This is a genomic window from Allopusillimonas soli, from assembly GCF_004153445.1.
Classification (GTDB): Bacteria; Pseudomonadota; Gammaproteobacteria; order Burkholderiales; family Burkholderiaceae_B; genus Allopusillimonas; species Allopusillimonas soli.
This window is the reverse complement of record NZ_SDQC01000004.1, coordinates 333101-358967: the sequence shown is the minus strand read 5'-3', so window position 1 is coordinate 358967 and position 25867 is coordinate 333101. Positions and strand designations below refer to the sequence as shown.

Here is a 25867-nt window from a genome sequence, read left to right as displayed (position 1 = left end):
CGGACTTCGACTTGTAATTATGGAATCATCCAGGGCAGCACATAGGCCTGCAACGTCGTCAACGCGCCGATCAACACTGCGAAGATCAGGCTGTACTTGACGGTAAAACGAAGCAGATCGGACTCTTTACCCACCAACCCCACTGCGGCGCAGGCTATGGCGATCGATTGAGGTGAGATCATTTTACCGGTTACACCCCCCGTCGTGTTCGCCGCCACGAGAAGCACCTCGGGGACGCCGATCTGGTGTGCGGTTGCGGCCTGCAGGGCGGCGAATAATGCGTTGGACGAAGTGTCGGAGCCGGTCAGGAACACGCCCAGCCAGCCCAGGAAGGGTGAGAAAAAGGTAAAGGCCTTACCGGAGTGTGCGAGCGCAAGGGCCAGTGTGGCGGACAGCCCGGAATAATTGGCGATAAAGGCAAAAGCCAGGACCATGCCGATCGAATAAATGGGGACGGCCAGCTCCCGGAATGTATCGCTCAACGTCGAAAGCGCATCCGACGGCTTCATGCGTGCAGCCATGATCGTGATCAGTGCCGCGATGAAGATCGCCGTACCTGTGGCGGAAAACCAGTCGAACTTGTATACGGCATCGTAGGGCGCGGCAGCGTCCACGATGGGTGGCATTTTCTGTACCAGGCCATCAAGGTAAGGCACGGAGACATGGACGACCCAGCCATGCAGCGCGCCGCCAGGCACAAATAGGCTCTTAAACGGCTGCAAGCTCCATAACGTCACCATGACCGTGAGGACAATGAATGGCGACCAGGCCTTCAGCACTGCGCCAACGGAGAATCGCGAGGCATCCGCCGCTTCGCGCGCAATGCCGCCGCCAGGCGGTAGATGCGCCACACCCTCTTGCACACCGCCGGAAAAGCGAAAGATGCTTGCCGGCCTCCATACGCGAAGAAACAGGGTAAGCGCCACAAGCGACACCAGCGCGGATGTAATATCCGGCAATTCCGGCCCCAGGTGGTTGGACGTGAAGTACTGCGTAACAGCAAAGCTGCCCCCTGACACCAGCACCGCTGGCCAGGTTTCCTTGATGCCGCGCCAGCCATCCATAATGCCCATGATCACGAAAAGCACGATGAGCGTCAGGAACGGCAGTTGGCGGCCGGCCATCTGGCCGATGGCAAATGGATCGAGCCCCGTGACTTGGCCGGCGACAATGATGGGAATGCCCATGGCGCCGAAAGCCACCGGCGCCGTGTTCACAATGAGACACAAGCCCGCGGCGTACAACGGACGAAAGCCCAGGCCAACGAGCAACGCTGCGGTGATTGCAACCGGAGCGCCAAAGCCTGCTGCGCCTTCCAGGAAGGACCCGAATGCGAAACCCACCAACAGCATTTGCAGGCGCTGATCCTCGGTGAGGGAAAGAATGGAATTGCGGATGATATTGAACTGCCCGGTGCGCACGGAAAGCTTGTATAGAAACACCGCGCCGACAATGATCCAGGCAATCGGCCATAAGCCATAGAAGAATCCATACACCGTGGCGGCCAGCGCGTGCGATGCCGGCATGTCGTAGAAGAACAAAGCCACGGCCAATGCAATGGCCACCGTGAGCGTGGCTGCCACATGGCCCTTCATGCGCAGGCAGGCCAGAGCAACAAAGAAAAATAGAATCGGTATAAGCGCCACAAAGGCGGATACCCAGATATTGCCGGCCGGGTCGTACAGTTGTTGCCAGATTTCGTGCATACTCCCTGAAACTCCTCGAATTTACATGTGGATAGCACCAATACGCGGCAGCCGGCTGCTGCTAAATTGGTCATACCATAAATAGTGGCTGTGGATGCCGGCGCGTATTATAGGGAGCATATTTCCAGGTGGTCAACGCTATCGACACATCCGTATTAACCCTTATTACGACTAATAAACCCTTTATTTACGTTATCTATAGTTCTTTATCTGTCAATTCAGCTAAAATTAATTACTCGCAAAATAACTGATCGCAATGAGACAGTCACTCATAATTGGTATTACCAAAATGCAAACGATAGCCATCCCCGCAGTGTGAGCCGCCCCCCTTCCCGGCAACTGGGTTACCCGCAACACCAGAATCTTCATGCCCGGCCATAGAAGCGGATGCGCGGAAAGCGCGGCCTAAATTTCGTTCGACAAGCGACTCGGCGGCGCGCTACAATTGCGCCCGTGGACCAACTTTGCGGACAGGCCGCAACGCCACAGAAGATCAGTTAGGCCGAATTCACAATGACCTCTACCGTTACGACCCAGGCTGTTAAGTGGTGGCGCTTCCGCTAGGAAGCGGCATGTCGTTGCGGTTTCATACTGCATCCTGCCGCCGTACCGGTGGCAGGTCGCAAAATCAAACAATTCCCCGGCACGGCGGCTCCAACCCCAGGAGATTGTCAGTGCTTTCAAGCTTTCACCCTTCCGATATCCCGTTCACGCCGGCCAGGCAGGACCTACGGCCAGTGCGCGCAAGGCCGGGCCCGAAATATGCTTGCTCCGGCTTGTCCCATCGCACCACCCTCATACGGCCACGGCGCGCTCCTTCCGACCTGAGCCGTGCCGCGAACCGCGATCAGCATCGCCAGGACCATCAATATTCAACTTCACACGGGTGCAACTGACATGCTGCTGATGCTCGATAACTACGATTCGTTTACCTACAACCTGGTGCAGTACTTCGGAGAACTGGGCGAGACGGTGCAGGTTGTGCGCAATGATCAGGCCTCCGTCGAAGACATTGCCGCCATGAACCCCGAGCGCATCTGCGTGTCGCCAGGCCCATGTTCTCCCGCCGAGGCCGGGATCTCCGTGGCGCTTATCCGTCACTTTGCAGGCAAGCGGCCGGTGCTGGGGGTATGCCTCGGGCATCAGTCAATCGGGGCCGCCTATGGCGGCAACATCGTTCGCGCGCGGGAAATCATGCACGGCAAGGTATCCAGCATCACCCATGGCAACACCGATGTTTTCAAGGGCCTGCCCTCGCCCTATGCCGTAACGCGCTACCATTCCCTCGCCATCGAACGCCGCTCACTACCCGATTGCCTGGAAATTACCGCGCAGACGGATGACGGCGAAATCATGGGCGTGCGTCATAAGACGCTGCCCGTGTATGGCGTACAGTTCCATCCGGAATCCATACTTAGCGAACATGGACATGCCTTACTGAAAAATTTCCTGGAACTGTAACGCCACCATGCCATCGAATAATTCAAACAAAGGAATCACCGTGACCATCACTCCAAATGAAGCGCTGGCCCGCTGCATCGAACACCGCGAGATCTTCCACGATGAGATGCTTCATCTGATGCGGCTGCTCATGCGCGGTGAGGTGTCCCCCCAACTGGCAAGCGCGCTGATCATGGGGCTGCGCGTCAAGAAGGAGACCATAGGCGAGATCACCGCCGCCGCTCAGGTCATGCGCGAGTTTGCCTTGCCGGTCGAGACATCCAACCCACAGGATCTGCTCGATATGTGCGGCACCGGCGGAGACGGCTCCAACACATTCAATATTTCCACCGCCGCAATGTTCGTGGCTGCATCGCAGGGTGTGAAGATCGCCAAGCACGGCAACCGCAGCGCCTCGTCTTCCTCGGGCAGCGCCGACGTGCTGGAGGAGCTGGGCGTGAACATCACGCTTGACCCCGAGCAGGTGGCGGAAAGCATAGACCGCTGCGGCATAGGTTTCATGTTCGCACCCGCGCACCATGGCGCCATGAAAAACGTCGCGGCTGTGCGCAAGGAACTGGGCGTACGCACCATCTTCAATATCCTGGGACCTTTGACGAACCCCGCGCGGGCCGCCAACCAGCTTATGGGGGTATTCCACCCCGACCTCGTCGGCATTCAGGTGCGCGTGCTGGAAAGGCTGGGATCCCGTCATGTCCTTATCGTGCACGGCAAGGACGGCATGGACGAAGCATCGCTGGGCGCATCGACCATGGTGGGAGAGCTGCGCGACGGCCAGGTGCGTGAATATGAAATCCATCCCGAGGATTACGGCATGACCATGGTATCCAATCGCTCCCTGAAGGTGTCCAATCGCCGGGAATCGGCGGCGCTGGTCCTCGAATCGCTCGAGAACGCGGCCGGGCCTGCTCGTGATATCGTTGGCTTTAACGCTGGCCTGGCCATCTATGCCGGCAATCAGGCCGACTCCATCGAAGAGGGCCTCAAGCTGGCGTTCGAAGCCATAGCCAGCGGCGCGGCGCGCGCCAAGCTGGAGGAGTTCCGCGCGTACACGGACGCATTGAGAAAATGACCGTCCACCCGCCCCTCCTGGCCCTGTTCGGAAAGGTTACCGGAGCAGAATCCGATGAATGACATACTCGCCAAGATACTCGAAACCAAGAAAGCCGAAGTGGCAACGGCCCGGCAAATGCGCAGCGAGTCAGACGTATTGCGCGAAGCCAAGAGCCGCAAGGATCTGCGCGGTTTTGCGCGTGCAATCGAGGAAAAGATCGCACGCGCAAAACCCGGCGTCATAGCCGAAATCAAGAAGGCCTCGCCTTCCAAGGGCGTGATCCGCGAGCACTTCAACCCTGTTGATATCGCGACATCCTATGCCGCGCACGGCGCCGCGTGCCTGTCGGTGCTCACCGATGTGCAGTTCTTCCAGGGCTCCTACGACTACCTACGCCAGGCCAGGGCCGCATGTCCCCTGCCCGTGCTCCGCAAGGATTTCATTATCGATCCTTACCAGATCGTCCATGCGCGGGCGCTCGGGGCCGATTGCGTTCTACTCATCGTGGCGGCGCTGACGGCCGGCCAGCTCAAGGAATTCGAGGATGTAGCCACCGAACTCGATATGGACGTGCTTGTCGAGGTCCACGACCGCAAGGAGCTCGACGTGGCGCTGCAATTGAAGACGCCCCTGCTGGGCATCAACAATCGCAATCTGCGCACCTTCGATACATCGCTGAAGAACACGCTGGATCTTCTGGATGACATTCCCGAAGGCAAGCGCGTGATCACGGAAAGCGGCATCTCCACGCCTCAAGACGTCGCCACCATGCGTGAGCACGGCGTGCATGCCTTTCTCATCGGCGAGACATTCATGCGTGCACCCGATCCAGGCGTTGCCCTGCAGGAGCTGTTCGCTTGAGCCAGAACGACTGCCCGCTGTGCCGGCGCGACGCGGCCGAAGACGTCATCTGGCACAATGACAGAGTGCGCATCATTCTTGTGGCGCATGACCTGCACCCCGGCTATACACGCGTCATCTGGGCGGACCATGTGGCGGAAATGACGCAACTACAGGCGAGCGCCCGCAACGAGATCATGAACGCCGTCTGGCTGGTCGAGGCCATGCAGCGCAAGGTTCTCAGGCCGCACAAGGTGAATCTGGCCGAGTTCGGCAATATGGTGCCGCATGTACATTGGCATGTGATTCCCCGCTGGGAGGCCGATCCGCTGTTTCCGGAAGCCATCTGGGCATCAGCGCCCGGCCGCGCACCCCAGGCCATCCAGGCATGGCATGAGGAGAAAAGCCGCATTGACGCCCTGCTCCCCGTCTACCGGGAGGCCTTGCACGGCGCGCTGGCGGCCATACGCTGAACGCGCGCGGCGTGCACCTCCAAAGCCTCATCTTTGGTTTTCAAGCTGCGATGTCCTTCCTTTCGCATGCGTTTCGCACCGGCAGTGTGTACGTTGGACAACATAAGGGTTTACCCCGAACGATTCTGCCACTATAATGCCGGCACTGCAAAGTTAGCGTCGGCATTCTCATGCAGCCCCATCAGGCTGTGTCTTAGCAGTTGCATTCTTCAAGCACCCATGCCGCACGCCATCGCTCCCTGACCTCCTGGCCTTGCATCGCGTTCACATACGACGCGGCATTTTGGGTTGATTCGGTCGGCACGATGCTCCAGTCAACCTGCGTACGGGCCTACTCGCTCCCGAGCCCCCGCTTATGTCCGCCGCTATGTGCGGCCAAGGATACTCATGTCTTTCGAAAACCTGGGTCTCGCACCCAACCTACTGTCCGCCATCCAGAAAACCGGCTTCACCGATCCCACTTCCGTCCAGGCTGCCGCCATACCCAAGGCACTTGCCGGCCACGACCTGATGGTCTCGTCCCAGACAGGCAGCGGCAAGACCGCCGCCTTCATGCTGCCGGCGCTCCAACGCATCGCCGGCATGCCCGCCAACAAGGGGGCGGGGGTGCAGGTGCTGGTGCTGACCCCCACCCGTGAGCTGGCCATGCAGGTGGCTGACGCCACCCGCGACTACGGGGCGCATATAGCCGGCCTGCGCACGGCCGTCATGGTGGGCGGCATGCCCTATGGCGCACAGATCAAGGCGCTGTCGCGCCGTCTCGACGTGCTGGTGGCCACGCCCGGCCGCCTGATTGACCACCTGCAGGCGCGGCGCGTCAATCTATCCACCGTCCATACACTCGTTCTGGACGAGGCCGACCGCATGCTGGACATGGGCTTCATCGAGGACATCGAAAACATCGTGGCCCGAACGCCCGCCAGCCGCCAGACGCTCCTGTTCTCGGCCACGCTCGATGGCACAATTGCCAAGCTGGCCGGCAAAATGATGCGCGATCCCCAGCGCATCGAAATTTCCGGCCAGCGCCAGAAGCACGACAACATCACGCAAAGCCTGCTTTATGCGGACGACAACAGCCACAAACTGCGTCTGCTCGACCACCTGCTGCGTGACGCCAATCTGGATCAGGCCATTGTGTTCACGGCCACCAAGCGCGGTGCGGACGATCTGGCCGACAGACTGGCGGACAACGGCTTTGCAGCCGCCGCGCTGCACGGCGACATGAACCAACGCCAGCGCACCCGCACGCTCGGCCTGCTGCAAAAGGGTCGGGTGCGTATCCTGGTTGCCACCGACGTCGCCGCGCGCGGCATAGATGTGCAAGGCATCAGCCATGCCTTCAACTTCGATCTGCCTATGCAGGCGGAAGACTACGTTCATCGCATTGGACGCACGGGCCGCGCCGGGCGCCACGGACAGGCCTATACATTGGCCACCCATGCGGAACGCCATAAAGTGCGCCGCATCGAGCATTTCATCGGCCAACCCATTCCCGCCGAGGTCATCGCAGGCCTGGAACCCACGCGATCAGTGCGTCCCACCTACACCGACCGCAAAGGCAAGGGCGGGCGCGGCAAAGGCGGTTTTGGCGGAAAGCCGGGCGCCGGCGGCAAGCAGGCATATGCCGGCAAGCCCGCATGGGGCGGCAAATCCCGCGCTGGTGACAAGGCAGAATACTCAGACAGAGCTGGCTTTGCCGGCAAACCGGGCGTCTCGGTCAAGCCGGGCACCTTGGGTAAGGCTGGCCACGCCGCCAAGTCTGACTTCAGCGGCAAACGCGGCGTTGACGGTGGCATGGAAAGGGATGGGCGCCGTAGCCGCCCGGAACACGCCGGCAAGAAATCCGCAGCCTATGGACGACGCGATCAGGAAGGCCGAAGCGGCTTTGCAGGCAAGCCCGAACGCCCTTCGACACGCGCCACGCGTCCCAGCTTCGGATCCCGCAGCGGCGCCAGCCGCCGCGACACGGGCTCACGCAGGGGAAGCTACGCCGGCTGACGCACTACGGCCCTTCGCTACAATGGCGGCGTGAAACAGCTAGTCCGTAAACCTCTGCTGCTCTCCTTCATGCTGTCCCTGCCCCTGTGGGTGGCGCTGGACAACTACGTCATAGCGCTGGGCGCCGGCCTGCTGCTGGGCTTTCTGGTATCCATGGGCCATTCGCTCTGGATGCTGAACCGACGGGAGAAGCGCAAGTGATGCAGTCGTCCAAGCTTCCATCCGGCCTGCCGGCGCCCGACGGCGCCAGCGCCGCACACAGCCGCGCCGTGGCCGCCTTCCTGGCGAAGGCCGTACAGGCGGCGCCCGATGGTTTTCTGCCTTTTGAACAATGGATGCATCTGGCGCTTTACGCGCCCGGACTGGGTTATTACGCTGCTGGCAGCACAAAGTTCGGCGGCGAACTGCCTGTCGGCGATTTCACCACGGCACCCGAGCTTTCACCGGTTTTCGGACAGGCGCTAGCGCGTCAGGCAGCACAGGTGATGCAGGCCTGCGAATCCAACCAGATACTGGAATTCGGGGCGGGCTCTGGCGCATTGGCCGCTTCGCTTATACCCGCCCTGCGCGACCTGGGCCTGGAACCGTCCTACTGCATATTGGACGTTTCCGCCGATCTCAGGGTGCGTCAACAGACGCGCCTGAATGAGATCCACGCCGATGTGACCTGGCTGGACGCCTTGCCGACCTCTTTTCGCGGCTGCGTCCTCGCCAACGAGGTACTCGATGCCATGCCTGCCACGCTATTCCAGTGGGACGACGAAGGGCGGCTCATGGAGGTCGGCGTGCGGCTTCACGATGCATCTTCTGCGGACTTCGAACTGGCGTTGCGCCCGGCCGCCATGGACTTGCAGAAGGCTGTGGCGGCACGTATGCCACCGCTGCCTGGTTACCGGTCGGAGATCAACGTCCAGGCTGAGGCCTGGATCAGACAGATGGGCCAATGGCTAGAGCGGGGCGCGGCGCTGCTGATCGATTACGGATTCCCGCAGGCCGAGTATTATCATCCACAACGCGCGGAAGGCACGCTGATGTGCCACTTTCGCCATCACGCGCATGGCGAGCCACTGATATATCCCGGCTTGCAGGACATCACCGCGCATGTGGACTTCACGGCCATGGCCGATGCGGCGCTGGATGGCGGCCTGGATGTGCTTGGCTATACATCGCAGGCCCGCTTTCTGATGAACGCCGGGCTGCCCGATCTGCTGATGCGCGCCAGCGCAATGGATCGCTCGCAAGCCGCCACGCTGGCCGCAGCGCAAAAACTGCTGTCGGAAGCCGAAATGGGCGAATTGTTCAAGGTGCTTGCCATAGGCCGCGATGTGGACATGCCGCTACTGGGCTTCGCACGCGGCGACCGACGCAATCGTCTCTAGCCATGGACGGCCACGCCGCTGGCAGGTAGCGCTGCAGGTCATCCGGCGTCGCTGCGGGCAAACCGAGGCGGTCGGGCGCGCTTTCGGTCAACCCGTCTGCACCAGTGCAGAAAGTCGAGCCCGCCGCAGCGCATGCTTGATTTCCTCTGGCTGGCCTTTCAGGCCTGCGGCAATGGCGCCCGCATCAATGCCACGCACAGCGTCCAGCCGCGCCTGCCACTGCTGAAGCGCCACGGGCTGTACGCAGGCAATCGCACCGAGCAGGGCGAGAAAGCGTTCAGGCTTCCGCACGGCATCGCATCGGGACAACAGCGCGAGATTATGTTCGGCCACCGCAGACGCACCGGCCGGCATGTCGTGCGTATGCGCGCCAGCCATGCCCTGGCCATCGCCTGTGGCTTCTCCCCGCGTCCCGGCGGGCTCATTCAGGTCATGCAGCAAGCCCGGCAGCAGTCTCGCGTAGTCGATGCACACGGCAGGCGCGCGCACACGACGGCCTATCTGCGCGGGTTCCCGAGAGCGCCGGACAAGCAGGGCAAACCGCGATGGCAGATCCAGCCCTGCCTGCGCTGCCCGCGCCAGCTCGGCACCCGTTTCATGCAATGCGAACGCCAGGCCCGGCAGAATATGTTCGAGCGCGCCTGCCTGCTGCAACACATCGAACATGCGCTCGGGATGTGCCGTCATCAGCCCCTTGGCCATCTCCCGCCAGACCCGCTCCGGCACCAACGCATCCACCTCACCTTGCGCAACCAGCCGGCGGGCAAGCGCCATGGTTTCCGGGGCTACGGAAAAGTCGCTGAACCGCGCGGCGAATCTTGCCAGCCGCAGCAAGCGCACAGGGTCCTCGACGAACGCATCGCCGACATGCCGCAGCACCTGCTGGCGCAGGTCCGACTGGCCGCCCAGCGGATCGATCAGTTGCCCATCCCCGCGCTGCGCAATGGCGTTGATGGTCAAGTCCCTGCGGCACAAGTCGTCTTCCAGCGTAACGTCAGTGCCGGTATGAAAGGTGAACCCTTTATAGCCGCGCCCCGACTTGCGCTCGGTGCGAGCCAAGGCATACTCCTCCTTGGTATGGGGATGAAGGAAGACAGGAAAATCGCCACCAACTGGCATGAAGCCGCGCCGGGCCATCTCCTCTGGCGTGGCGCCCACGACCACCCAGTCGCGGTCACCGGCGGGAAGCCCCAGCAAGCGATCCCTGACCGCCCCTCCCACAATGTAGGCATCCAGACCCACCGCAGGGTCGGGACTCCCGGGCTGCCTGCGTATTGAGCCCGTCAAGGCAGATCCACCTTCCGGTCGGGTTCAGGGCGGACGGTACCCAGGCGGGACTTGAGCGATTGAGGCTGCCCGGTGAAGAGCATTGCGTAATACGTGGCATTGGACATGACATGCTTGACGTACAGGCGCGTCTCCGTGAACGGAATTGTTTCCGCGAAGATAGCGCCCTCCACCGGCGCCGCCAGCTTGGACCGCCATTGCATGGGGCGGCGCGGGCCCGCATTGTAGCCCGCCGTTGCCAGCACCTCTGATCCGTTCAGGTCCTGCAGCACCATGTTCAGGTAGTTGGTGCCCAATATGGTGTTGGTCTCGAAATCGTTGACCGATGCAAGCGTGAAATCGACCATGCCTATTTTCTTGGCCACCCACCGCGCCGTGGCCGGCATGAGCTGCATCAACCCCGAAGCGCCCACGTGCGACCGGGCGTTCATGATGAAGCGGGACTCCTGGCGGATGAGTCCGTACACCCATGCGGGATCCAGATTGATGAGCCGGGCCTTTGCTGTGACGCGGCCTTCGAACGGAGCAATAAAGCGCTGCGAAAAATCGATCTCGCCCTGCGTGAGCAGCGATGTGTTCACCACTCTGTCGTAGATATGCTCCTGGCGAGCGACCTCGGCCGCCGCGCGCAGTTGCCGGTCGTTCAGTCCGCGTATGGCATAGCTCCATTCATACACGGCATCGGGACGCCATCCGAGATCGAACATGGCAATTGCACGCTGCAGGCCCGGATTGGCGCGGGCTTCTTTCAGCTCGGCCTGGGTTACCGGCCTGGGCGCCGGCGGCAGGGATGGCGTGTAGCCAAGCTCTTCACTGGCCAACTGCCCGTAGAAATCAAGCTCATGCGCGATGGCCTGGTACTTGCGCACCGCGTCGGCCTGCTTGCCCAGGGCGGCGAGGGCGCGTCCATCCCAGTACATCCACACCGGCTCGGCCGCCTGTCGATCCGACATGCGCAGTATGGCCCCATGCACCTGCTTCCAATCTATGGTGGGCTGCCGCAATTCGGCGCGCACCCGCCACGCGTGGTTGTAGTCGGTCATGGGGCCACTACCCGAGCGCCGGTACCATTTGGCGGCATCAAGCTCCACATTGAGCGCGGCTACCAGCCCGAACTGGCTCCAGACCCATTCCATATTCGATTTCGGCAGCCGCCCGGCCCATTGCGCCTGCACATAACCGGCATTGGGTATACGGTCGTCGCCATAGGCCATGCGGGACAGGGCAATGGTGACCAGCTCCGTCTGCGCGCGCCCCTCCGGCTTCTTTTGCCTGGACAGCCAGCGCTTGGGGTTCTTCATGATCGCATTGAAGTCCGCCATCTCGCGACCGTCGAACATCAACGCAGCCATGCGCCGCGCATTGCCTATCTTGTTGGTTTCCAGTATTTCGCGCAGCGCAGGCTCGAGCTGGTCCCAGCCCACCACCTTGGCGCTTGCAAGCCCGTCCAGCATGGACCAGCAGTCGCGATTCGGCTTGAAGGTATCCAGCGCCTCGCTGGCAGACACCGTCTGTCCGGTCATGTGCTGCGCAAGCAGCAAGGCGCACAACTCGCTGGAGTTGCTATTGACCAATGGAGCCAGGCTGGCGGCAAGCGCGTAATTGCCCTCGCGCGTTGCCGTGATGATCCAGTCGCCCTTGAGCCGGTCGGCCAGATAGCTTCCCGCGTTGCGCTGGATGAAATCGCGGATGCGATCAGCGGGGATGGACTGGTTCTGATCGATGAGCGCGTGATGCAGCGCCCAGTACTCGGGATAGGCGCCCAGCACCGGATCGGACGCCGCATCCTGCAATACGGTCTGGAGCTGGTCCCAGTCCTTGTCCTTCTTGGCTTCGTATGCCTCCAGCAAGGCCTGCCTTGCATGAGGAGGCGTGATCAGCTTGACGGTTTCGTCCTTGCCTGCTCCGTCGGACGCTACCGGCGCCACAGCCTGCAATGAAGCGACCTGCATCGAGCCCGCCATATCCAGCGCGCCCGCGCCGCCCGGCGAGGCCGCAACGCCCTGTCCGCCTCCGGCAAGCACGCCATCGCTGGTGCGAGCAGCCGATGCAGGCTCTGGCCCCGAGCAGCCCAGCAACGCAATGGAGAGTATCGCCGCAGCGCACAACTCGAGACGCGCGGACTGGCGGACGTCGGACATAGGCCTGGATTTCTGATACCGTTGCCTATTGGATAACTTCTTCATTCGACCCCACTTACAGCTCATGAATGACAGTACACGAAACAATGCGACACCGCTGCGTACGCGCCTGAAACAACGGCGCGCAGCCATGGACCCGGTGGAGCGCAGCCGCGGAGCTCTTTTGATCCGGGGGCGCCTGTACACCTGGCTGGCCACGACCCGCACGCGCCTGCGCGAAGCGGGCAGGCCCGTGCCGGAAAATATTGCGGCGTTCTGGCCCCTGGACGAAGAACCCAGCCTGCTGCCCCTGTTGCAGCAATGGGTTGAAGAAGAAGGATACCGCGTATCGCTGCCTGTCGTCACGGTGGCGGGCGCGCCGTTGCAATTCCGTATCTGGACGCCGGACGCTCCCATGCAGCCGGGCGCCTATGGCATACATGAGCCGGCCGGCGAAATCGCGCCGCCGCCGGACATCATTCTGGTGCCTGCGCTGGGATATACCCGGCAGGGAGACCGCGTGGGCTACGGCAAAGGCTATTACGACCGCACGCTGGCAGCCTTGCGCGAACAGGGTCATGCTTTCACGTCCATCGGCATCGCCTGGGCCACTGGCGACCTCTCCGGCGATAGCCATGCGCCCGAGCCGCACGATTACCGGCTGGACAGCATCCTGACTGACAAGGGCTGGGCCGTGCCCGCCCCCGTCATTGCGTAGCCTGATCTCAGGCCAATCGCAACTGCCGCCATATCCCCTGCGTGGCTTCGGCGTTGTTGAGCGTATAAAAATGCAGGCCTGGCGCGCCGCCATCCAGCAAATGCTGGCACATGCGTCCCACGATCTCGGTGCCGAACGCCCTTATGGATGCCCTGTCGTCGCCGAAGTCGGCCAGGCGCAAGCGTATCCAGCGTGGAATTTCCGCGCCGCACATGGTCGAGAATCTGACCAGTTGCGTGTGGTTGGTAATAGGCATGATGCCCGGCACGATGGGCACCGTGACGCCGGCCGCGCGGGCGCGATCGACAAAATCGAAATAGGCGTCGGGATTGAAAAAATACTGCGTGATGGCGCTGTTGGCGCCCGCCTTCACCTTGGACACGAAATGATGGAGATCAGACCGCGCGCCATCGGCCTGCGGGTGTGTTTCGGGGTAGGCAGCCACCTCGATGTGGAACCAGTCCCCGCTGTGCTCGCGGATGAAGGCAACCAAGTCGCTGGCATGGTGCAGTTCGCCCGCATCGCCGCCCATACCCGATGGCATATCGCCGCGCAGCGCAACGATGCGGCGTATGCCCTTGGCACGATAGGAATCGAGAATATCCGTCAACATGGCACGGCTTGCGCCGATGCACGACAAGTGCGGCGCCGCGCTGCAGCCGAGATTCTGCAGCAGTTGTACGGTGTCAGCCGTGCCGCTGCGGGTTGAACCGCCCGCGCCGAACGTAACGCTGACGTATTCCGGCTGCAGGGCCAGCAGCTGCTTGGCCGAGCGAACCAGTTTTTCCTGGGCCGCGATGTCCCGCGGCGGAAAGAATTCGAGGCTGATCGCCTGCTTGCTGCGTTTCAACTCAATAACCTTGAAAGAAGACCTGACACGATGCTGTAGACGATGGCGCCAAGCAGCGCCCACCAGAAGCCATTGACCTGGAAGCCCTTGAGCACCGAACCGACGAACCAGAAGACCAATGCGTTGAGCACCAGCAGAAACAGCCCCAGCGTAACAATGGTAATGGGCAGCGTCAGCAGCACCAACACAGGCTTGACCAGCGTATTGAGCAGCCCCAGCACCAGCGCCGCCACCAGGGCCGATCCGAAAGAGGCCACTGTGATACCCGGCAGGATATAGGCCACGATAAGCAGTGCCACTGCATTCAAAATCCAGACAAGTATCAATTCCATGTTGATGCTCCTTGGTTAAGAACCTGCTTGAGGCCCGGCACGCTACGCGCCGCCGGGCCGCGTGTGCGTCAATACCGGTAATGATCCGGCTTGTAGGGGCCCTGGACCGGCACATTGATGTAGTCGGCCTGCTCGGGGCGCAGGGCGGTCAGATTGACACCCAGCTTCTTCAGGTGCAGCCGCGCCACTTTTTCATCGAGATGCTTGGGCAGGACATAGACCTCTCCCGTCTTGTACTCGCCGCCACGCGTAAACAGCTCGATTTGGGCGATGGTCTGGTTAGTAAACGAAGCCGACATGACGAAGGAAGGATGCCCGGTCGCGCAGCCCAGGTTGACCAGGCGCCCCTTGGCCAGCAGGATGATGCGCTTGCCGTCGGGGAAAATCACATGGTCGACCTGCGGCTTGATTTCCTCCCACTGCAAGTTTTCGATGGATGCGACGTCGATTTCGTTGTCGAAGTGGCCGATATTGCAGACGATGGCCTGGTCTTTCATGCGCTCCATGTGCTGGCGCGTAACGACGTGGTAGTTGCCGGTGGCGGTGACGACGATGTCGGCCTTGTCGGCGGCCTCATCCAGCGTAACCACACGATAGCCTTCCATGGATGCCTGCAGGGCGCAGATGGGATCGACCTCTGTAACCCATACCTGCGCGCGCAAGGCGGCAAGGGCCTGGGCGCAACCCTTGCCGACATCGCCGAAACCGCAGACCACGGCGATCTTGCCGGCAACCATGACATCGGTGGCGCGCTTGATGCCATCGACCAGCGACTCCCGGCAGCCATAGAGGTTGTCGAACTTGGATTTGGTCACCGAATCGTTGACGTTGATGGCCGGGAAGGCGAGCTCGCCCTTGCGCGACATCTGGTACAGCCGGTGTACACCCGTGGTGGTTTCCTCGGTGACGCCCTTGATCTGGCTCAGGCGCGTGGAATACCACTTGGGATCTTTCGCGAGCTGCGCCTTGATGGCGGCAAACAGCACACGCTCTTCTTCGCTGCCCGGATTGGCGAGCACCGATGCATCGCCTTCGGCCCGGGCGCCCAAATGCAGCAGCAGGGTGGCATCGCCGCCATCGTCCAGAATCATGTTGGCATGCCGGCCTTCTGGCCAGTTGAATATCTGATGGGTGTACCGCCAGTAATCTTCCAGCGACTCGCCTTTGATGGCAAAGACGGGCGTACCGCCGGCTGCGATGGCGGCCGCCGCGTGGTCCTGCGTGGAGAAGATATTGCAGGAGGCCCAGCGCACCTCGGCACCCAGCGCCTTGAGGGTTTCGATCAGCACAGCCGTCTGGATCGTCATGTGCAGACTGCCCGCAATGCGTGCGCCTTTCAGCGGCTTGGCGGTCGCGTATTCCTCGCGCGTGGCCATCAAGCCGGGCATCTCGGTTTCGGCAATGGCGATTTCGCGACGGCCCCAGCCTGCCAACGCAATGTCGGCGATCTTGTAATCGGTGAATGTAGCTTCGGCAACAGTATTCATGGCAATGATTCCCATAAACCTGTATCGGACCGGCGCGCACAACGATAAAAGCGCTCATCTGTGCCCGTACAGGGTAACGATGAGCGCCGTTGTAGCAAGAAGGATTCCTGAGCCTAGCGGGTGGAGCCGGCACAAGCCCAGCCTCCGACACCGTTGCAGCGCTCCTCAGGAAATAGACGGTAGGAAGGATTTTAGCGGATATCGGACGGCAAGGCACACGCCTCCCATGGCGCATGCGACAGGCCAGGCGGAAGACTACCCTTTGCGGCGCGGATAGCCCTGTGCTGTGATGCGCTCCCAGACCCGGCGCTTCTCTTCCTCGTCCAGAAACACCCAGTTTGCCACTTCCATGGCCGTGCGGCCGCAACCCCGGCAGATCTCGTCGTAAAGCGTGGAGCAGACTGCCACGCAGGGAGAATCGGATACTGACAGGCTGCGGGACTGGGCTTCGCTGGATGAAGCGGGCAACGCCGCTTGCGGCGACGAGGGCACCGAAGCGCCGCCCGAACCGGACGCCGGGCCCTGCTTGGCCTGCGTGTCCGGATAGGGTTGGAAACGGCGTGCTTCGGTAATATCCATGGGTTTACGCGGCCTGCTTGAGCACCTGGACCTTGTCGGCGGCCTCCCAGCTGAATTCAGGCTCCGCGCGGCCAAAATGGCCGTACGCCGCCGTCTTGGCATAGATGGGGCGAAGCAGGTCCAGCATATTGATGATGCCCTTGGGGCGCAGATCGAAGTTTTCACGCACCAGGCGTGCAATCTGATCGTCGGGGATGATGCCAGTGCCTTCGGTGTAAACCGTGATATTGATGGGCTCGGCAACGCCAATGGCATAGCTGACCTGTACCTGGCACTGACGCGCCAGGCCTGCTGCAACGATATTCTTGGCCACGTAGCGGGCCGCATAAGCCGCCGAGCGGTCGACCTTGGAAGGATCCTTGCCTGAAAAGGCGCCACCGCCATGAGGGCATGCACCGCCGTATGTATCCACGATGATTTTGCGGCCGGTAAGGCCGCAGTCGCCTTGCGGGCCGCCGATGACAAACACCCCGGTCGGATTGACCATGAATTTCGTTTTTGGCGTGAGCAGGCCATCGGCAAAGCTGGGCTTGATGATCTCCTCGATAACGGCTTCCCGGATATCGGCCTGGCTGATATCCGGCGCATGCTGGGTGGACAGCACCACAGTGTCGACCTCAGCGGGCCGCCCGTCGATATAGCGGAACGTGACCTGCGACTTGGCGTCCGGACGCAGCCATGGCAGACGGCCGTCTTTACGCAGTTCGCTCTGGCGCTGCACCAGACGATGGGCATACCAAATCGGGGCAGGCATGAGGTCGGGGGTTTCGTCGCAGGCGTAGCCGAACATCAGGCCCTGGTCCCCGGCGCCCTGATTCAGGTGCTCCTCGCTGCTGCGGTCCACGCCCTGCGCAATGTCGGGAGACTGCTTGTCATAGGCCACCAGCACCGCGCATCCCTTGTAATCGATGCCATATTCGGTATTGTCGTAGCCGATGCGCTTGATGGTGTCGCGCGCAACCTGTATGTAATCGACGCTGGCCGTCGTGGTGATTTCGCCGGCAAGCACAACCAAGCCGGTGTTGCACAGCGTTTCGGCCGCAACCCGCGCATTGGGGTCCTGGGTGAAAATGGCGTCAAGAATGGCGTCGGAAATCTGGTCGGCGACCTTGTCGGGGTGACCTTCGGAGACGGATTCGGAAGTAAACAGAAAATCGTTATTTGCCACAGCGATACGTCCTATAAAACGCTGGCATAAGGCCAGTAAGGAGGTTGAACGGAACGCGTTGCACCTCGGACATCTGCGCAGCAGGGAAATCAGGGCGCGACGCTTTAGCGGATTTTCGGCCCCGCCCGCGGCAGGAGCCATCGCCCCGCAAGTTGTCGGTTAACTCAGCGATGCTTGCCATTTTAAGCGAAAATAGACGACTCCATCGTAATTCACTTATTCCGTAAAGGGTTTGCCGGCCTATGCTCCTGGCTCTGTTTCATTTTCTGGCCCGCGTGCCGCTACCGCTTCTGCAGGGAATCGGGCGGCTCGCGGGCCGGGCAATCTATGCCTGGCCAGGGCGATACCGAAAGCGCCTGCAGGCCAATGCGCGGCAGGCGGGGTACCCGGACGCGCGTTTCATGCGCCGCGCGGCGGCGGAAACGGGCGCCATGATCATGGAAACGCCCAGGGTCTGGCTGCGTACCCGCCGGTGCCTGGCGCAGACCTGCAGCGCCGACGACAGCGTGGTGCGCGAAGCGCTGGCCGAAGGCCGGGGTGTGCTTTATCTTACGCCCCACCTGGGCTGTTTCGAAATCACGGCGCGCTATCTGTTGCAATACGGCCCCATTACGGTCATGTACAGGCCGCCTCGCGAGGCCATGCTCGAACCGGTCATGGAGCAGGCGCGCAACATGTCGGGCCTGAAGGCCGTGCCGGCCAATATGAAGGGCGTGCGCGAATTCGTGCGTACGCTGCGGCGCGGCGAGGCCGTCGGCATGCTGCCCGACCAAGTGCCCAGCGGCGGCGAGGGCGTCTGGGCGCCTTTCTTCGGGCGCCATGCCTACACCATGACGCTTGCCGGCCGGCTCGCGCTCCAGACCGGCGTTGCGGTCATTCTGACGGCGGGAGAACGCCTGCCGCGCGGCCAGGGCTGGCGCATTCATTACCTGCGTCTTCCCGAACCGCTGCCCACCTCACCGGCTGAGCTGGCCGCCAGCATCAACACCGCCATGGAAACCCTGATACGGCGATTTCCCGAGCAGTATCTCTGGAGCTACAGCCGTTATAAAACACCCGAGGGAGCGCCCCCCAGTCCCGAGAAACTGGCACAGGCCCAGCGGCGCGCCGAAACGGCTCAAACGCTGCCCGAGGGTGCGGCCCCAGGCAACGGCCCGGCGGCGGCGCAGGCCCGCGCCGAAGACGCCTGCGCACCCGATGCGGAGAAGCACGATCTGCGGGAGCACACATGACGTTCTCCAAGTTGGGCCTGTTGCGCGGTATATTCGGCTATTTCGGGCGCTGCTCCACATCCATGCGGCTGCGCTCGGGCCGCGCGCTGGGATGGCTTGCCGCGAGACTCATCCGGTCGCGCGCGCACATTGTCCGCACCAATCTGGCCCTGTGTTTTCCCGAGCGCGATCAGGCCTCGCGGGAGCGCCTGCTGCGGCGCCACTTTCATCTACTCGCGCAGTCGGTGGTCGACCGCGGCCTGTGCTGGTTCGGCTCGCGCCAAGCCATCCTCGATACTGTTGCCATCGATGGCCTGGCGCATCTGGACAAGCTCCTGGCCACGCAAAAGCGAATTATCCTCCTGGCCCCGCACTTCATCGGGCTGGATGCCGCGGCCACCCGGCTGACGATGCATCTTACCGAATCGGCCACCATGTACACGCCGCAGAGCGACGCCGACATCGATCGCCTCGTGCGTGAAGGCCGCGGCCGCTTCCATACCGTGCACCTGGTGGCCCGCAAGGAGGGTGTCCGCGGCCTGATACGCCACCTGCGCAACGGCATCCCCGTGTATTACCTGCCCGATATGGACTTCGGCCGCAGGGGGGCAATCTTCGTCCCCTTCTTTGGCGTGCAGGCCGCCACGCTCCCCACCACAGCCCAGATCGCACGCGCCTGGGACGCGGCCATTGTGCCGATTGTCAGCCGGCTTGATGAAAAAACGGGCCGCTATCAAGTCCGTGTTCTGCCGCCGCTGGAGGACTTTCCCGGCGACCAGACCCAGGAAGAAGCCACCGCCCGCGTCAACCGGCTGATAGAAGACTGGGTGCGCGAAGACGAGGCGCAGTACTACTGGGTGCACCGGCGCTTCAAGACGCGCCCCGAAGGCGAAAAATCGCTGTATTGACAACACTCGGCGGACAAATCCACGCCAATCCGCGATAATGCAGCCATGATCTGGAATTTCGTGAAAATGCACGGTGCGGGCAACGATTTCGTGGTGCTCGACGGCGTCCGGCAAGACATTCAAATGACGCCGGAGCGCGCGCGTGCGCTGGCCGACCGTCATTTCGGGGTAGGTGCCGATCAGTTGCTGCTGGTCGAGGCGCCGCATCACCCCGACGCCGATTTCCGCTACCGCATTTTCAACGCGGACGGCAGCGAAGTCGAGCACTGCGGCAACGGAGCCCGCTGTTTCGTGCGATTCGTGCACGAACAGGGGCTGTCGCGACGCAACCCGCTGCGCGCGGAAATCAGCACTGGCCTCATCACGCTCGACAGCACCGATCCCGACGGCGTGTCCGCCGAAATGGGCCAGACCCGTTTCGGCCCGCAGGCCGTGGCATTCGACAGCAACGGCCTGCAAACCGCGCAGATCGGCAACGATACCGTCTATACGCTCCCACTGGCCGGGCACGGAGACGCGGTACTGTCCCTGGTCGGCATTTCCAATCCCCACGCCGTACAGGTGGTGGACGATGTGCGCACCGCGCCTGTCGCAGCCACGGGCCCCATCATCGAATCCCATCCCCGTTTCGCGAATCGCGTCAATGCCGGCTTCATGCAGATCGTCGACCGGCACAATATTGCGCTGCGCGTATACGAACGCGGCGCGGGCGAAACACTCGCATGCGGCACGGGCGCCTGCGCCGCCGTCGCGGCGGGCATCCGGCGCGGCCTGCTCGAGAGCCCGGTGCGAGTCCAGACGCACGGAGGCGTACTGACCGTCGCCTGGGACGGCGAGGTGCTGCGCATGAGCGGACCCGCCGCCACGGTTTTCTCCGGCCAGGTCGATATCGACGCTCTCACCGAACAACTCTCTTCCAAGGTAGCCCTGAACCGATGAACGCAGAAAGCCTGTCCGCAGAAGATATTGCCCTGTTCCTGCAGGAAAACCCGTCGTTCTTTACCGATCACGCCGATCTGTTCGCCAATCTGCGCGTTCCCCACCCGAACGAGACGCGCGCCATATCGCTGGGGGAGCGGCAGATCCTGACCTTGCGCGCGCGCGCCAAGGATCTGGAATGGAGATTATCTGGGCTGGTTCACAACGCCAGTGGCAATGAGAAAATCAGCAGCACACTCACCGACTGGTGTGGCCGCATGCTGGCCGAAGACGATGCGGCCCAGATACCCGGCCATATCGTGCGCAGTCTTAGCGACATCTTCGATCTGCCTGCCATCGCCCTGCGCCTCTGGGACCTCCCCCGGCTGGGCGAAAGCGAGTTCGCCCAGGACGTCACACCCGAGATCCGCACCTACGCCCGAAATCTCATCGAGCCTTATTGCGGTCCGCTAAATGACCACGAAGCGGCGGGCTGGCTGGGAACCCCACCGGCATCGCTGGCCATCGTGGCACTGCGTCGCAGCTCCGCCGACGAGCCAATCGGCCTGCTGGTCCTGGGCTCAGACGATCCCGAGCGTTTCACACCGGACATGGGCACCGTCTTCCTGGACACCATCAACCGATTGGCCAGTGCCAGCCTGTCGCGCCTGCAACAGCCTGCGGGCGCCTGAGCAGGGAGAGGCGCGTCATGCATGCCCTACCCCCGGCCATGGAAGCATGGCTGGCGCACCTGGAGGGCAACCGCCGTTATTCCGCACATACGCTCTCAGGCTACCGGCAGGATCTGCATCATCTGCTCGTCTGCCATCCCTCAACCGATCTGGCGGACATCACCGAGAGCCATATCCGGCAGGCCATCGCCAGGTTGCATGCCCAGGGCCACAAGCCGCGCAGCCTCGCACGCGCCCTGGCCGCGTGGCGCGGGTTCTATCAATGGTGGGCGCCGCGCATCGGGCTGGAAGCAAACCCGGCGGCGGGCGTTCATGCGCCCAAGGTGCCGCGTAGCTTGCCCAAGGCCTTGTCCGTCGAGCAGGCACAGGTACTGCTTGACCGGCCAGGCCTGCCCGAACCGGACGGCCCCGTGGCTTGCCGCGATCAGGCCATGTTCGAGATTCTGTACTCAAGCGGGTTGCGCCTGGCCGAGCTTGTGAGCCTTGACCGGCAGCCTGTGCGCCAGGCTGGCTACGAATCGCAGAGCTGGATACAGTTGGAAGAAAAGGAAGCCATCGTACGCGGCAAAGGCGGCAAGACACGCAGCGTGCCGCTGGGCAGCAAGGCCATTGCGGCCACCGTACGGTGGCTGGCCCTGCGCGGGCAACTGCTCAAGGGCCATGGGGATCCCGACACCAACGCCGCGCTGTTCCTGGGCGCGCGTGGGCGCCGCATTAGCCCGCGTGTCGTGCAATTGCAGTTGGCAAAGCTGGCGGTGCAGGCCGGGCTGCCGGTACATGTCCATCCGCACAGCCTGCGGCACAGCTTCGCCAGCCACATGCTGCAGTCGGCTCAGGATCTTCGCGCTGTGCAGGAGCTGCTTGGCCATGCGAATATTTCCACAACGCAAATCTATACTCGCCTGGACTTCCAGCATCTAGCCCAGGCATACGACAAGGCGCACCCACGCGCACGGCGGCGCTGATCCGAAAATCTCGCAGCAGACACAGCGGGAGTAGCCCAGCCCGGCCGCGCCCCATGCCACGGCTCGCGATGCGCAGGCGGATTCGTATATCAGGGCGCGGGCTTGAGTACGCGTATGAGGCGTCCCGCGTTCCATGAAAACATGCCGAGATAGGTGGAAGCGGGCTCGCCCGGAGGCGCCAGGGCGTCGGAATACAGCGTGCCGCCCGTGGGTACGCCCGTTTCCCGCGCTATCTGCTGCACAACCTTGGTATTGGCCATGTTCTCGATAAAAATGGCGGCCACGTGTTCGCGCCGGCAGCGATCGATGATGCGAGCAACATCGGCTGCGCTCGGCTCGGCCGCGCTGGAAAAGCCCGCAACCGAAATGAACCGTATGCCGTAGGCGTCGGAAAAATAGCCGAAGGCATCGTGGGAAGTGATGACGACGCGCCGCTGCGGCGGAATGTCCTTGAGCGACGACTTGATCTCCGCATCCAGCTTGCCCATCTTCTGGATGTACATCTCAGCCCGTTGACGATAGTAATAGGCATTGCGCGGGTCGGCCGCGGCCAGGCCCTCGGCAATGTTGCGCGCATAGATGGCGCCATTGGTCAGATCCTGCCAGGCGTGCGGATCAACGTCACCGGCGGCATGCTCGTGATGGTGCCCGCCGTGATCATGTGCCTCGCCGTGTCCATGCTCGCCCGCGTGATCATGATCGTGATCGTCGGCATTGGCCTCGCCCGCCACATTGTCTGCATCAAGGCGCCGCACATGCACGCCGTCGGAGGCAAGCACCTGAAGCCCCTTGAAGCCCGATGAAGCCAGAAGGCGTGGCAGCCAACCCTCGAAATCGAGCCCGTTCAGCACGAGCACCCTGGCCTGGGCGAGCTCCCGCACATCGGCGGGTGTGGGCTCAAAGGCATGGGCATCGCTATTGGGACCCACAATGGCGGCAACGTCGACGTGTCCGCCGCCAACCTCGCGCGCCATGTCGGCAAGAATGGAGAATGTCGCCACGACCTTGATCTTTTCGCTGGCCGCCTGGGCGGCCAGCGCTTGCGAAGCATGGCCGGCCAGGCCCAATGCGCACAACACCGCCATCGCGCCAGCGGCCAGCACCCTGCGCCGCACGATTGAAATACTGGTGGGAAAGCCTGATTTACGCATAGCGTCACCCCTGAATGCGACCGAGACGCTCGCGCCGATCGCGCGCCTTGCGCGCCGCCTGCACCAATCCGCCGTACGGCCCAAGACAAACAGACAGAAAATAAAATACACCGGCCACCAGAATAATGGCCGGTGACGCGGGAACATTCGCATGGAAGGAAACCAGCAACCCAAGATAGGAAGCGAGCGAGCCTATGACGGAAGACAGCATCATCTGCCTGCCCGCCGTACCCGCCCAGAACCGGGCCGCAGTCGCTGGCAGCATCATGATGCCCACAACCATCAGTGTGCCCAGTACCTGGAACCCGGCCACCATGGTTAGCACCATGAGCACCAGAAAAGCCATATGTATGGCTGCGCCGGCCGCGCCCCGGCTGCGAAGATACTGGGGATCGACGCATTCGAGCACCAGCGGACGAAATATGGCTGCCAAGCAGAGCAGCGTGATGCTGGACGAGCTGGTAACCAGCAACAGGGCCGCATTGTCCAGACCCAGCACCGTGCCGAACAGCACATGCAGCAAATCCATATTGGACCCACGCAGCGATACAAGCAACACGCCCAGGCCCAGCGAAACCAGGTAGAACGCAGCAAAGCTGGCATCTTCGCGCTGTGGCGTGAGTCGCGCAACGGCGCCGGCAAGCAGGGCCACCACCAGCCCTGTGATCAGGCCACCCACCGTCATGGCGCCCAGCGACAGCCCCGCAACCAGGAAGCCCGCCGCTACCCCCGGCAGAATGGCGTGAGCCATTGCGTCGCCCATGAGACTCATGCGCCGCAACACCAGGAAGACACCCAGCGGGCCTGCGGCAAAGGCCAGCGCCAGCGCGCCAGCCAGCGCGCGACGCATGAAGCCGTAATCGATGAATGGGCTTGCAAGCAGATCGAACAGCCAGCTCACAGGTAGTCTCCCGCGCAAATATGCCGCGCAAGGTGCAGATTCTCGGGCGTAAGGGCCTGTGCAGTCTCGCACCACGCCACGGCCTGGCCCGCCATGACCAGCGTCTGCGGAAAGTGCGTCCGGACGAGATCAAGGTCGTGGAGCACGGCGATGACCGTACGGCCTTCGTCGTGCCAGTCGTGAATAAGCGCCATGAGATCGTCGGTGGTGGCACGGTCGACGGCGGCGAAAGGCTCGTCGAGCAGCAGGGTGTCGGCTTCGTGGAGCATGAGCCGCGCAAACAGCGCCCGCTGGAGCTGACCGCCAGACAGCGTGCCGATGATGCGGCGGCTGAAGTCAGCCATGCCCACGAGTTCGAGCGCAGCTTCGATGCGGTCGTGTTCGAGGCGGTCGAATGCCCGCCAAGCGCCGACACGGCCCCAAGCGCCCATGGCAACCAGATCATAGACCGTGACGGGAAAGCTGCGGTCGATCTCGACAATTTGCGGCAGGCAGGCCATGTGGGCGCCTTGCCCTCCCGCGATGCGGATGCGGCCCCGCACCGGGCTGACCAGGCCCATGATGGCCTTGACCAGCGTGGACTTGCCCGCCCCATTGGGGCCGACAATGGCTGTAAGCGTGCCGCGCACAAAGGCGCCGCTGATGTCGCGCACCGCCAGGCGCTCGCGCCAGCTTATGGATACCTGATCGAGTTCGATGACGGCTTCGGTCATGAGAGCCAGCCCAACGCCCAGGCCGTGAGCAGCCACAGGCCCGCGACGGCCAGCGCAACCCGCGTGACGCGGCTAATGCTGGAAGCAAGCAGGGCGGAACCCTGGTAGCGCCGCGCGCCGCGCGCCGCGGATGCCTGGTTGCGAAACATGAATATCCGGAAAAAAACGAAACAGCGGCGCGAAGGCGCCAACAGAGGTGTTATGTTATAACATCCTTGATTTTTCTGCAGGGCATGCCACTATTGCATTCCCGCACTACACTGTCGGCATCGCCCGATGCATACTGTTTTGCCATGCCCGAAACCCGACCACGCCCCGCCGCCAATCTGGCCAAGCAGCTACGCACTGCGGAATCGCTCTGCACCGAGCGCGGCAAGCGGCTCACGCCCATACGCCGCAAGGTGCTGGAGATCCTGCTCGCGCAGGGTCGAAGCGTCAAGGCCTACGAGCTGCTGACCCTCATCCGGGATGTACAGCCGGGCGCCGCGCCGCCCACCGTCTACAGGGCGCTCGATTTCCTCGTCGAGGAAGGCCTGGTGCACAGGCTGGACGCCATCAATGCCTGGACGGCCTGTCTCGATGCGGCCGGGCAGCCGCACGACCTGCTTGTCGTCTGCACCCAGTGCGGTGCCGTTGCCGAACTCAGCGATCCCGCCCTGAACCGCCGCCTGGCCCAGAAAGTGGCCGCCGCCGGCTTCGCGCTCACCGGCCACGAAACCGAGTTGCGCGCCCTGTGCGCGGACTGCCGCAAGACAGCGCCACAGGCGGAATGCCACACCCATTAAAGTCCAGGCCGCCCTTGGCGGGCCAAAAATAGGCCTGCGCGACGGCAAACCCCGCCGTTGCTTCATGAAGAGCGTCCCAAACCGGGCGTTTTGCACACGCCTGGCCGTCACATTTGCCCTAATCGGGATGCTGTGATGTAATCGTATGTTGAGTTTTTTTGCGCGGTACAA

26 protein-coding genes and 1 riboswitch are annotated in these 25867 nt (G+C 62.5%); of the genes, 14 read left to right on the top strand and 12 right to left on the bottom strand.

The window, feature by feature from the left end; all coding sequences use genetic code 11:
- Positions 1 to 17: 17 nt before the first annotated feature.
- A complete protein-coding gene (gene lldP / locus ERD78_RS14525; RefSeq protein WP_129970028.1) occupies positions 18 to 1706 on the bottom strand; it encodes an L-lactate permease in 1689 nt (562 codons plus the stop codon).
- An 897-nt stretch (positions 1707 to 2603) separates the two neighbouring features.
- Between lldP and ERD78_RS14520 the strand changes: the two genes are divergently transcribed.
- The 7 genes from ERD78_RS14520 to ERD78_RS14495 all read left to right on the top strand — a co-directional run bounded on the left by ERD78_RS14520 (position 2604) and on the right by ERD78_RS14495 (position 8911).
- Positions 2604 to 3167: an aminodeoxychorismate/anthranilate synthase component II gene (locus tag ERD78_RS14520; protein WP_129970150.1), complete on the top strand. Its 564-nt coding sequence runs from the start codon at positions 2604 to 2606 to the stop codon at positions 3165 to 3167.
- Between the two features lie 40 nt (positions 3168 to 3207).
- Positions 3208 to 4239: an anthranilate phosphoribosyltransferase gene (gene trpD, locus ERD78_RS14515; RefSeq protein WP_129970027.1), complete on the top strand. Its 1032-nt coding sequence runs from the start codon at positions 3208 to 3210 to the stop codon at positions 4237 to 4239.
- 54 nt (positions 4240 to 4293) lie between these two features.
- Complete coding sequence (gene trpC / locus ERD78_RS14510) at positions 4294 to 5082, top strand: indole-3-glycerol phosphate synthase TrpC (protein ID WP_129970026.1); 789 nt, start codon at positions 4294 to 4296, stop codon at positions 5080 to 5082.
- Entirely contained in the window at positions 5079 to 5534 is a 456-nt protein-coding gene (locus ERD78_RS14505; protein ID WP_129970025.1) for an HIT family protein, read from the top strand. Before trpC ends, ERD78_RS14505 begins: the two co-directional genes overlap by 4 nt.
- A gap of 387 nt (positions 5535 to 5921) precedes the next feature.
- The gene (locus ERD78_RS14500; RefSeq protein ID WP_129970024.1) at positions 5922 to 7532 is read left to right on the top strand and encodes a DEAD/DEAH box helicase; all 1611 of its coding nucleotides are present in this window, start codon (positions 5922 to 5924) and stop codon (positions 7530 to 7532) included.
- A 30-nt stretch (positions 7533 to 7562) separates the two neighbouring features.
- Positions 7563 to 7733 (top strand): hypothetical protein, encoded by a 171-nt coding sequence (locus ERD78_RS19795; RefSeq protein WP_167668943.1) that lies wholly within the window; start codon positions 7563 to 7565, stop codon positions 7731 to 7733.
- Positions 7733 to 8911, top strand: a complete 1179-nt coding sequence (locus tag ERD78_RS14495) for a class I SAM-dependent methyltransferase (protein ID WP_129970149.1) — start codon at positions 7733 to 7735, stop codon at positions 8909 to 8911. Before ERD78_RS19795 ends, ERD78_RS14495 begins: the two co-directional genes overlap by 1 nt.
- 87 nt (positions 8912 to 8998) lie before the next feature.
- Here ERD78_RS14495 and ERD78_RS14490 read toward each other — a convergent pair whose 3' ends face one another.
- Positions 8999 to 10198 carry a tRNA nucleotidyltransferase/poly(A) polymerase-related protein gene (locus ERD78_RS14490; RefSeq protein ID WP_280634119.1) on the bottom strand — a complete coding sequence of 400 codons (1200 nt, stop codon included), beginning with the start codon at positions 10196 to 10198 and terminating at the stop codon, positions 8999 to 9001.
- Positions 10195 to 12384 carry a lytic transglycosylase domain-containing protein gene (locus ERD78_RS14485; protein WP_371734599.1) on the bottom strand — a complete coding sequence of 730 codons (2190 nt, stop codon included), beginning with the start codon at positions 12382 to 12384 and terminating at the stop codon, positions 10195 to 10197. Before ERD78_RS14485 ends, ERD78_RS14490 begins: the two co-directional genes overlap by 4 nt.
- Before the next feature lie 19 nt (positions 12385 to 12403).
- Between ERD78_RS14485 and ERD78_RS14480 the strand changes: the two genes are divergently transcribed.
- Positions 12404 to 13036 carry a 5-formyltetrahydrofolate cyclo-ligase gene (locus ERD78_RS14480; protein WP_129970022.1) on the top strand — a complete coding sequence of 211 codons (633 nt, stop codon included), beginning with the start codon at positions 12404 to 12406 and terminating at the stop codon, positions 13034 to 13036.
- A gap of 7 nt (positions 13037 to 13043) precedes the next feature.
- Here the strand turns inward: ERD78_RS14480 and metF are convergent, their stop codons facing one another.
- The 5 genes from metF to metK form a co-directional block, all read right to left on the bottom strand.
- Complete coding sequence (metF, locus tag ERD78_RS14475) at positions 13044 to 13886, bottom strand: methylenetetrahydrofolate reductase [NAD(P)H] (protein ID WP_209020006.1); 843 nt, start codon at positions 13884 to 13886, stop codon at positions 13044 to 13046.
- On the bottom strand, positions 13883 to 14218 hold the full coding sequence (locus ERD78_RS19920) for a phage holin family protein (RefSeq protein ID WP_209020004.1): 336 nt from the start codon (positions 14216 to 14218) through the stop codon (positions 13883 to 13885). Before ERD78_RS19920 ends, metF begins: the two co-directional genes overlap by 4 nt.
- Positions 14219 to 14286: 68 nt before the next feature.
- The gene (gene ahcY / locus ERD78_RS14470; protein ID WP_129970020.1) at positions 14287 to 15705 is read right to left on the bottom strand and encodes an adenosylhomocysteinase; all 1419 of its coding nucleotides are present in this window, start codon (positions 15703 to 15705) and stop codon (positions 14287 to 14289) included.
- A gap of 74 nt (positions 15706 to 15779) precedes the next feature.
- Positions 15780 to 15878: riboswitch (S-adenosyl-L-homocysteine riboswitch) on the bottom strand.
- Positions 15879 to 15960: 82 nt separating this feature from the next.
- Positions 15961 to 16173: a DUF1289 domain-containing protein gene (locus tag ERD78_RS14465; protein ID WP_245152491.1), complete on the bottom strand. Its 213-nt coding sequence runs from the start codon at positions 16171 to 16173 to the stop codon at positions 15961 to 15963.
- 115 nt (positions 16174 to 16288) lie between these two features.
- Complete coding sequence (gene metK / locus ERD78_RS14460; protein ID WP_129970018.1) at positions 16289 to 17452, bottom strand: methionine adenosyltransferase; 1164 nt, start codon at positions 17450 to 17452, stop codon at positions 16289 to 16291.
- A 242-nt stretch (positions 17453 to 17694) separates the two neighbouring features.
- On the opposite strand from metK, the gene ERD78_RS14455 reads away from it, so the two are divergent.
- Genes ERD78_RS14455 through xerC form a run of 5 tightly spaced genes read left to right on the top strand, consistent with a single transcriptional unit; the run spans position 17695 to position 22146 of the window.
- Positions 17695 to 18684: a lysophospholipid acyltransferase family protein gene (locus tag ERD78_RS14455; protein WP_129970017.1), complete on the top strand. Its 990-nt coding sequence runs from the start codon at positions 17695 to 17697 to the stop codon at positions 18682 to 18684.
- On the top strand, positions 18681 to 19571 hold the full coding sequence (locus tag ERD78_RS14450; RefSeq protein WP_129970016.1) for a lysophospholipid acyltransferase family protein: 891 nt from the start codon (positions 18681 to 18683) through the stop codon (positions 19569 to 19571). Before ERD78_RS14455 ends, ERD78_RS14450 begins: the two co-directional genes overlap by 4 nt.
- 27 nt (positions 19572 to 19598) lie before the next feature.
- A complete protein-coding gene (gene dapF / locus ERD78_RS14445) occupies positions 19599 to 20510 on the top strand; it encodes a diaminopimelate epimerase (RefSeq protein WP_129970015.1) in 912 nt (303 codons plus the stop codon).
- On the top strand, positions 20507 to 21181 hold the full coding sequence (locus ERD78_RS14440) for a DUF484 family protein (RefSeq protein ID WP_129970014.1): 675 nt from the start codon (positions 20507 to 20509) through the stop codon (positions 21179 to 21181). The genes dapF and ERD78_RS14440 overlap by 4 nt, the downstream gene beginning before the upstream one ends.
- 17 nt (positions 21182 to 21198) lie before the next feature.
- On the top strand, positions 21199 to 22146 hold the full coding sequence (gene xerC / locus ERD78_RS14435; protein ID WP_129970013.1) for a tyrosine recombinase XerC: 948 nt from the start codon (positions 21199 to 21201) through the stop codon (positions 22144 to 22146).
- An 89-nt stretch (positions 22147 to 22235) separates the two neighbouring features.
- Here the strand turns inward: xerC and ERD78_RS14430 are convergent, their stop codons facing one another.
- From ERD78_RS14430 to ERD78_RS19790, 4 genes are read right to left on the bottom strand one after another with little or no spacing between them, the layout of a single operon-like run.
- Complete coding sequence (locus ERD78_RS14430) at positions 22236 to 23261, bottom strand: metal ABC transporter solute-binding protein, Zn/Mn family (protein WP_371734604.1); 1026 nt, start codon at positions 23259 to 23261, stop codon at positions 22236 to 22238.
- A gap of 40 nt (positions 23262 to 23301) precedes the next feature.
- Positions 23302 to 24147, bottom strand: coding sequence for a metal ABC transporter permease (locus tag ERD78_RS14425; protein ID WP_129970146.1), 846 nt, complete (start codon positions 24145 to 24147; stop codon positions 23302 to 23304).
- Between the two features lie 47 nt (positions 24148 to 24194).
- Positions 24195 to 24911: a metal ABC transporter ATP-binding protein gene (locus ERD78_RS14420; protein ID WP_129970012.1), complete on the bottom strand. Its 717-nt coding sequence runs from the start codon at positions 24909 to 24911 to the stop codon at positions 24195 to 24197.
- Positions 24908 to 25060 (bottom strand): hypothetical protein, encoded by a 153-nt coding sequence (locus tag ERD78_RS19790; RefSeq protein WP_167668942.1) that lies wholly within the window; start codon positions 25058 to 25060, stop codon positions 24908 to 24910. Before ERD78_RS19790 ends, ERD78_RS14420 begins: the two co-directional genes overlap by 4 nt.
- Positions 25061 to 25204: 144 nt before the next feature.
- Here ERD78_RS19790 and ERD78_RS14415 point away from each other — a divergent pair, with 144 nt between their 5' ends.
- Positions 25205 to 25696, top strand: coding sequence for a Fur family transcriptional regulator (locus ERD78_RS14415; RefSeq protein ID WP_129970145.1), 492 nt, complete (start codon positions 25205 to 25207; stop codon positions 25694 to 25696).
- Positions 25697 to 25867: the final 171 nt, after the last annotated feature.

Excerpts from the sequence above, each read along its gene's own strand:
- lldP (WP_129970028.1), bottom strand. The coding sequence starts at position 1,706 with ATGCACGAAATCTGGCAACAACTGTACGACCCGGCCGGCAATATCTGG.
- ERD78_RS14520 (WP_129970150.1), top strand. The coding sequence starts at position 2,604 with ATGCTGCTGATGCTCGATAACTACGATTCGTTTACCTACAACCTGGTG.
- trpC (WP_129970026.1), top strand. The coding sequence starts at position 4,294 with ATGAATGACATACTCGCCAAGATACTCGAAACCAAGAAAGCCGAAGTG.
- ERD78_RS14500 (WP_129970024.1), top strand. The coding sequence starts at position 5,922 with ATGTCTTTCGAAAACCTGGGTCTCGCACCCAACCTACTGTCCGCCATC.
- ERD78_RS14495 (WP_129970149.1), top strand. The coding sequence starts at position 7,733 with ATGCAGTCGTCCAAGCTTCCATCCGGCCTGCCGGCGCCCGACGGCGCC.
- ERD78_RS14485 (WP_371734599.1), bottom strand. The coding sequence starts at position 12,384 with ATGAAGAAGTTATCCAATAGGCAACGGTATCAGAAATCCAGGCCTATG.
- ERD78_RS14480 (WP_129970022.1), top strand. The coding sequence starts at position 12,404 with ATGAATGACAGTACACGAAACAATGCGACACCGCTGCGTACGCGCCTG.
- ERD78_RS19920 (WP_209020004.1), bottom strand. The coding sequence starts at position 14,218 with ATGGAATTGATACTTGTCTGGATTTTGAATGCAGTGGCACTGCTTATC.
- ahcY (WP_129970020.1), bottom strand. The coding sequence starts at position 15,705 with ATGAATACTGTTGCCGAAGCTACATTCACCGATTACAAGATCGCCGAC.
- ERD78_RS14455 (WP_129970017.1), top strand. The coding sequence starts at position 17,695 with ATGCTCCTGGCTCTGTTTCATTTTCTGGCCCGCGTGCCGCTACCGCTT.
- ERD78_RS14450 (WP_129970016.1), top strand. The coding sequence starts at position 18,681 with ATGACGTTCTCCAAGTTGGGCCTGTTGCGCGGTATATTCGGCTATTTC.
- ERD78_RS14440 (WP_129970014.1), top strand. The coding sequence starts at position 20,507 with ATGAACGCAGAAAGCCTGTCCGCAGAAGATATTGCCCTGTTCCTGCAG.
- xerC (WP_129970013.1), top strand. The coding sequence starts at position 21,199 with ATGCATGCCCTACCCCCGGCCATGGAAGCATGGCTGGCGCACCTGGAG.
- ERD78_RS14425 (WP_129970146.1), bottom strand. The coding sequence starts at position 24,147 with ATGCGTCGCGCGCTGGCTGGCGCGCTGGCGCTGGCCTTTGCCGCAGGC.
- ERD78_RS14420 (WP_129970012.1), bottom strand. The coding sequence starts at position 24,911 with ATGACCGAAGCCGTCATCGAACTCGATCAGGTATCCATAAGCTGGCGC.
- ERD78_RS19790 (WP_167668942.1), bottom strand. The coding sequence starts at position 25,060 with ATGTTTCGCAACCAGGCATCCGCGGCGCGCGGCGCGCGGCGCTACCAG.
- ERD78_RS14415 (WP_129970145.1), top strand. The coding sequence starts at position 25,205 with ATGCCCGAAACCCGACCACGCCCCGCCGCCAATCTGGCCAAGCAGCTA.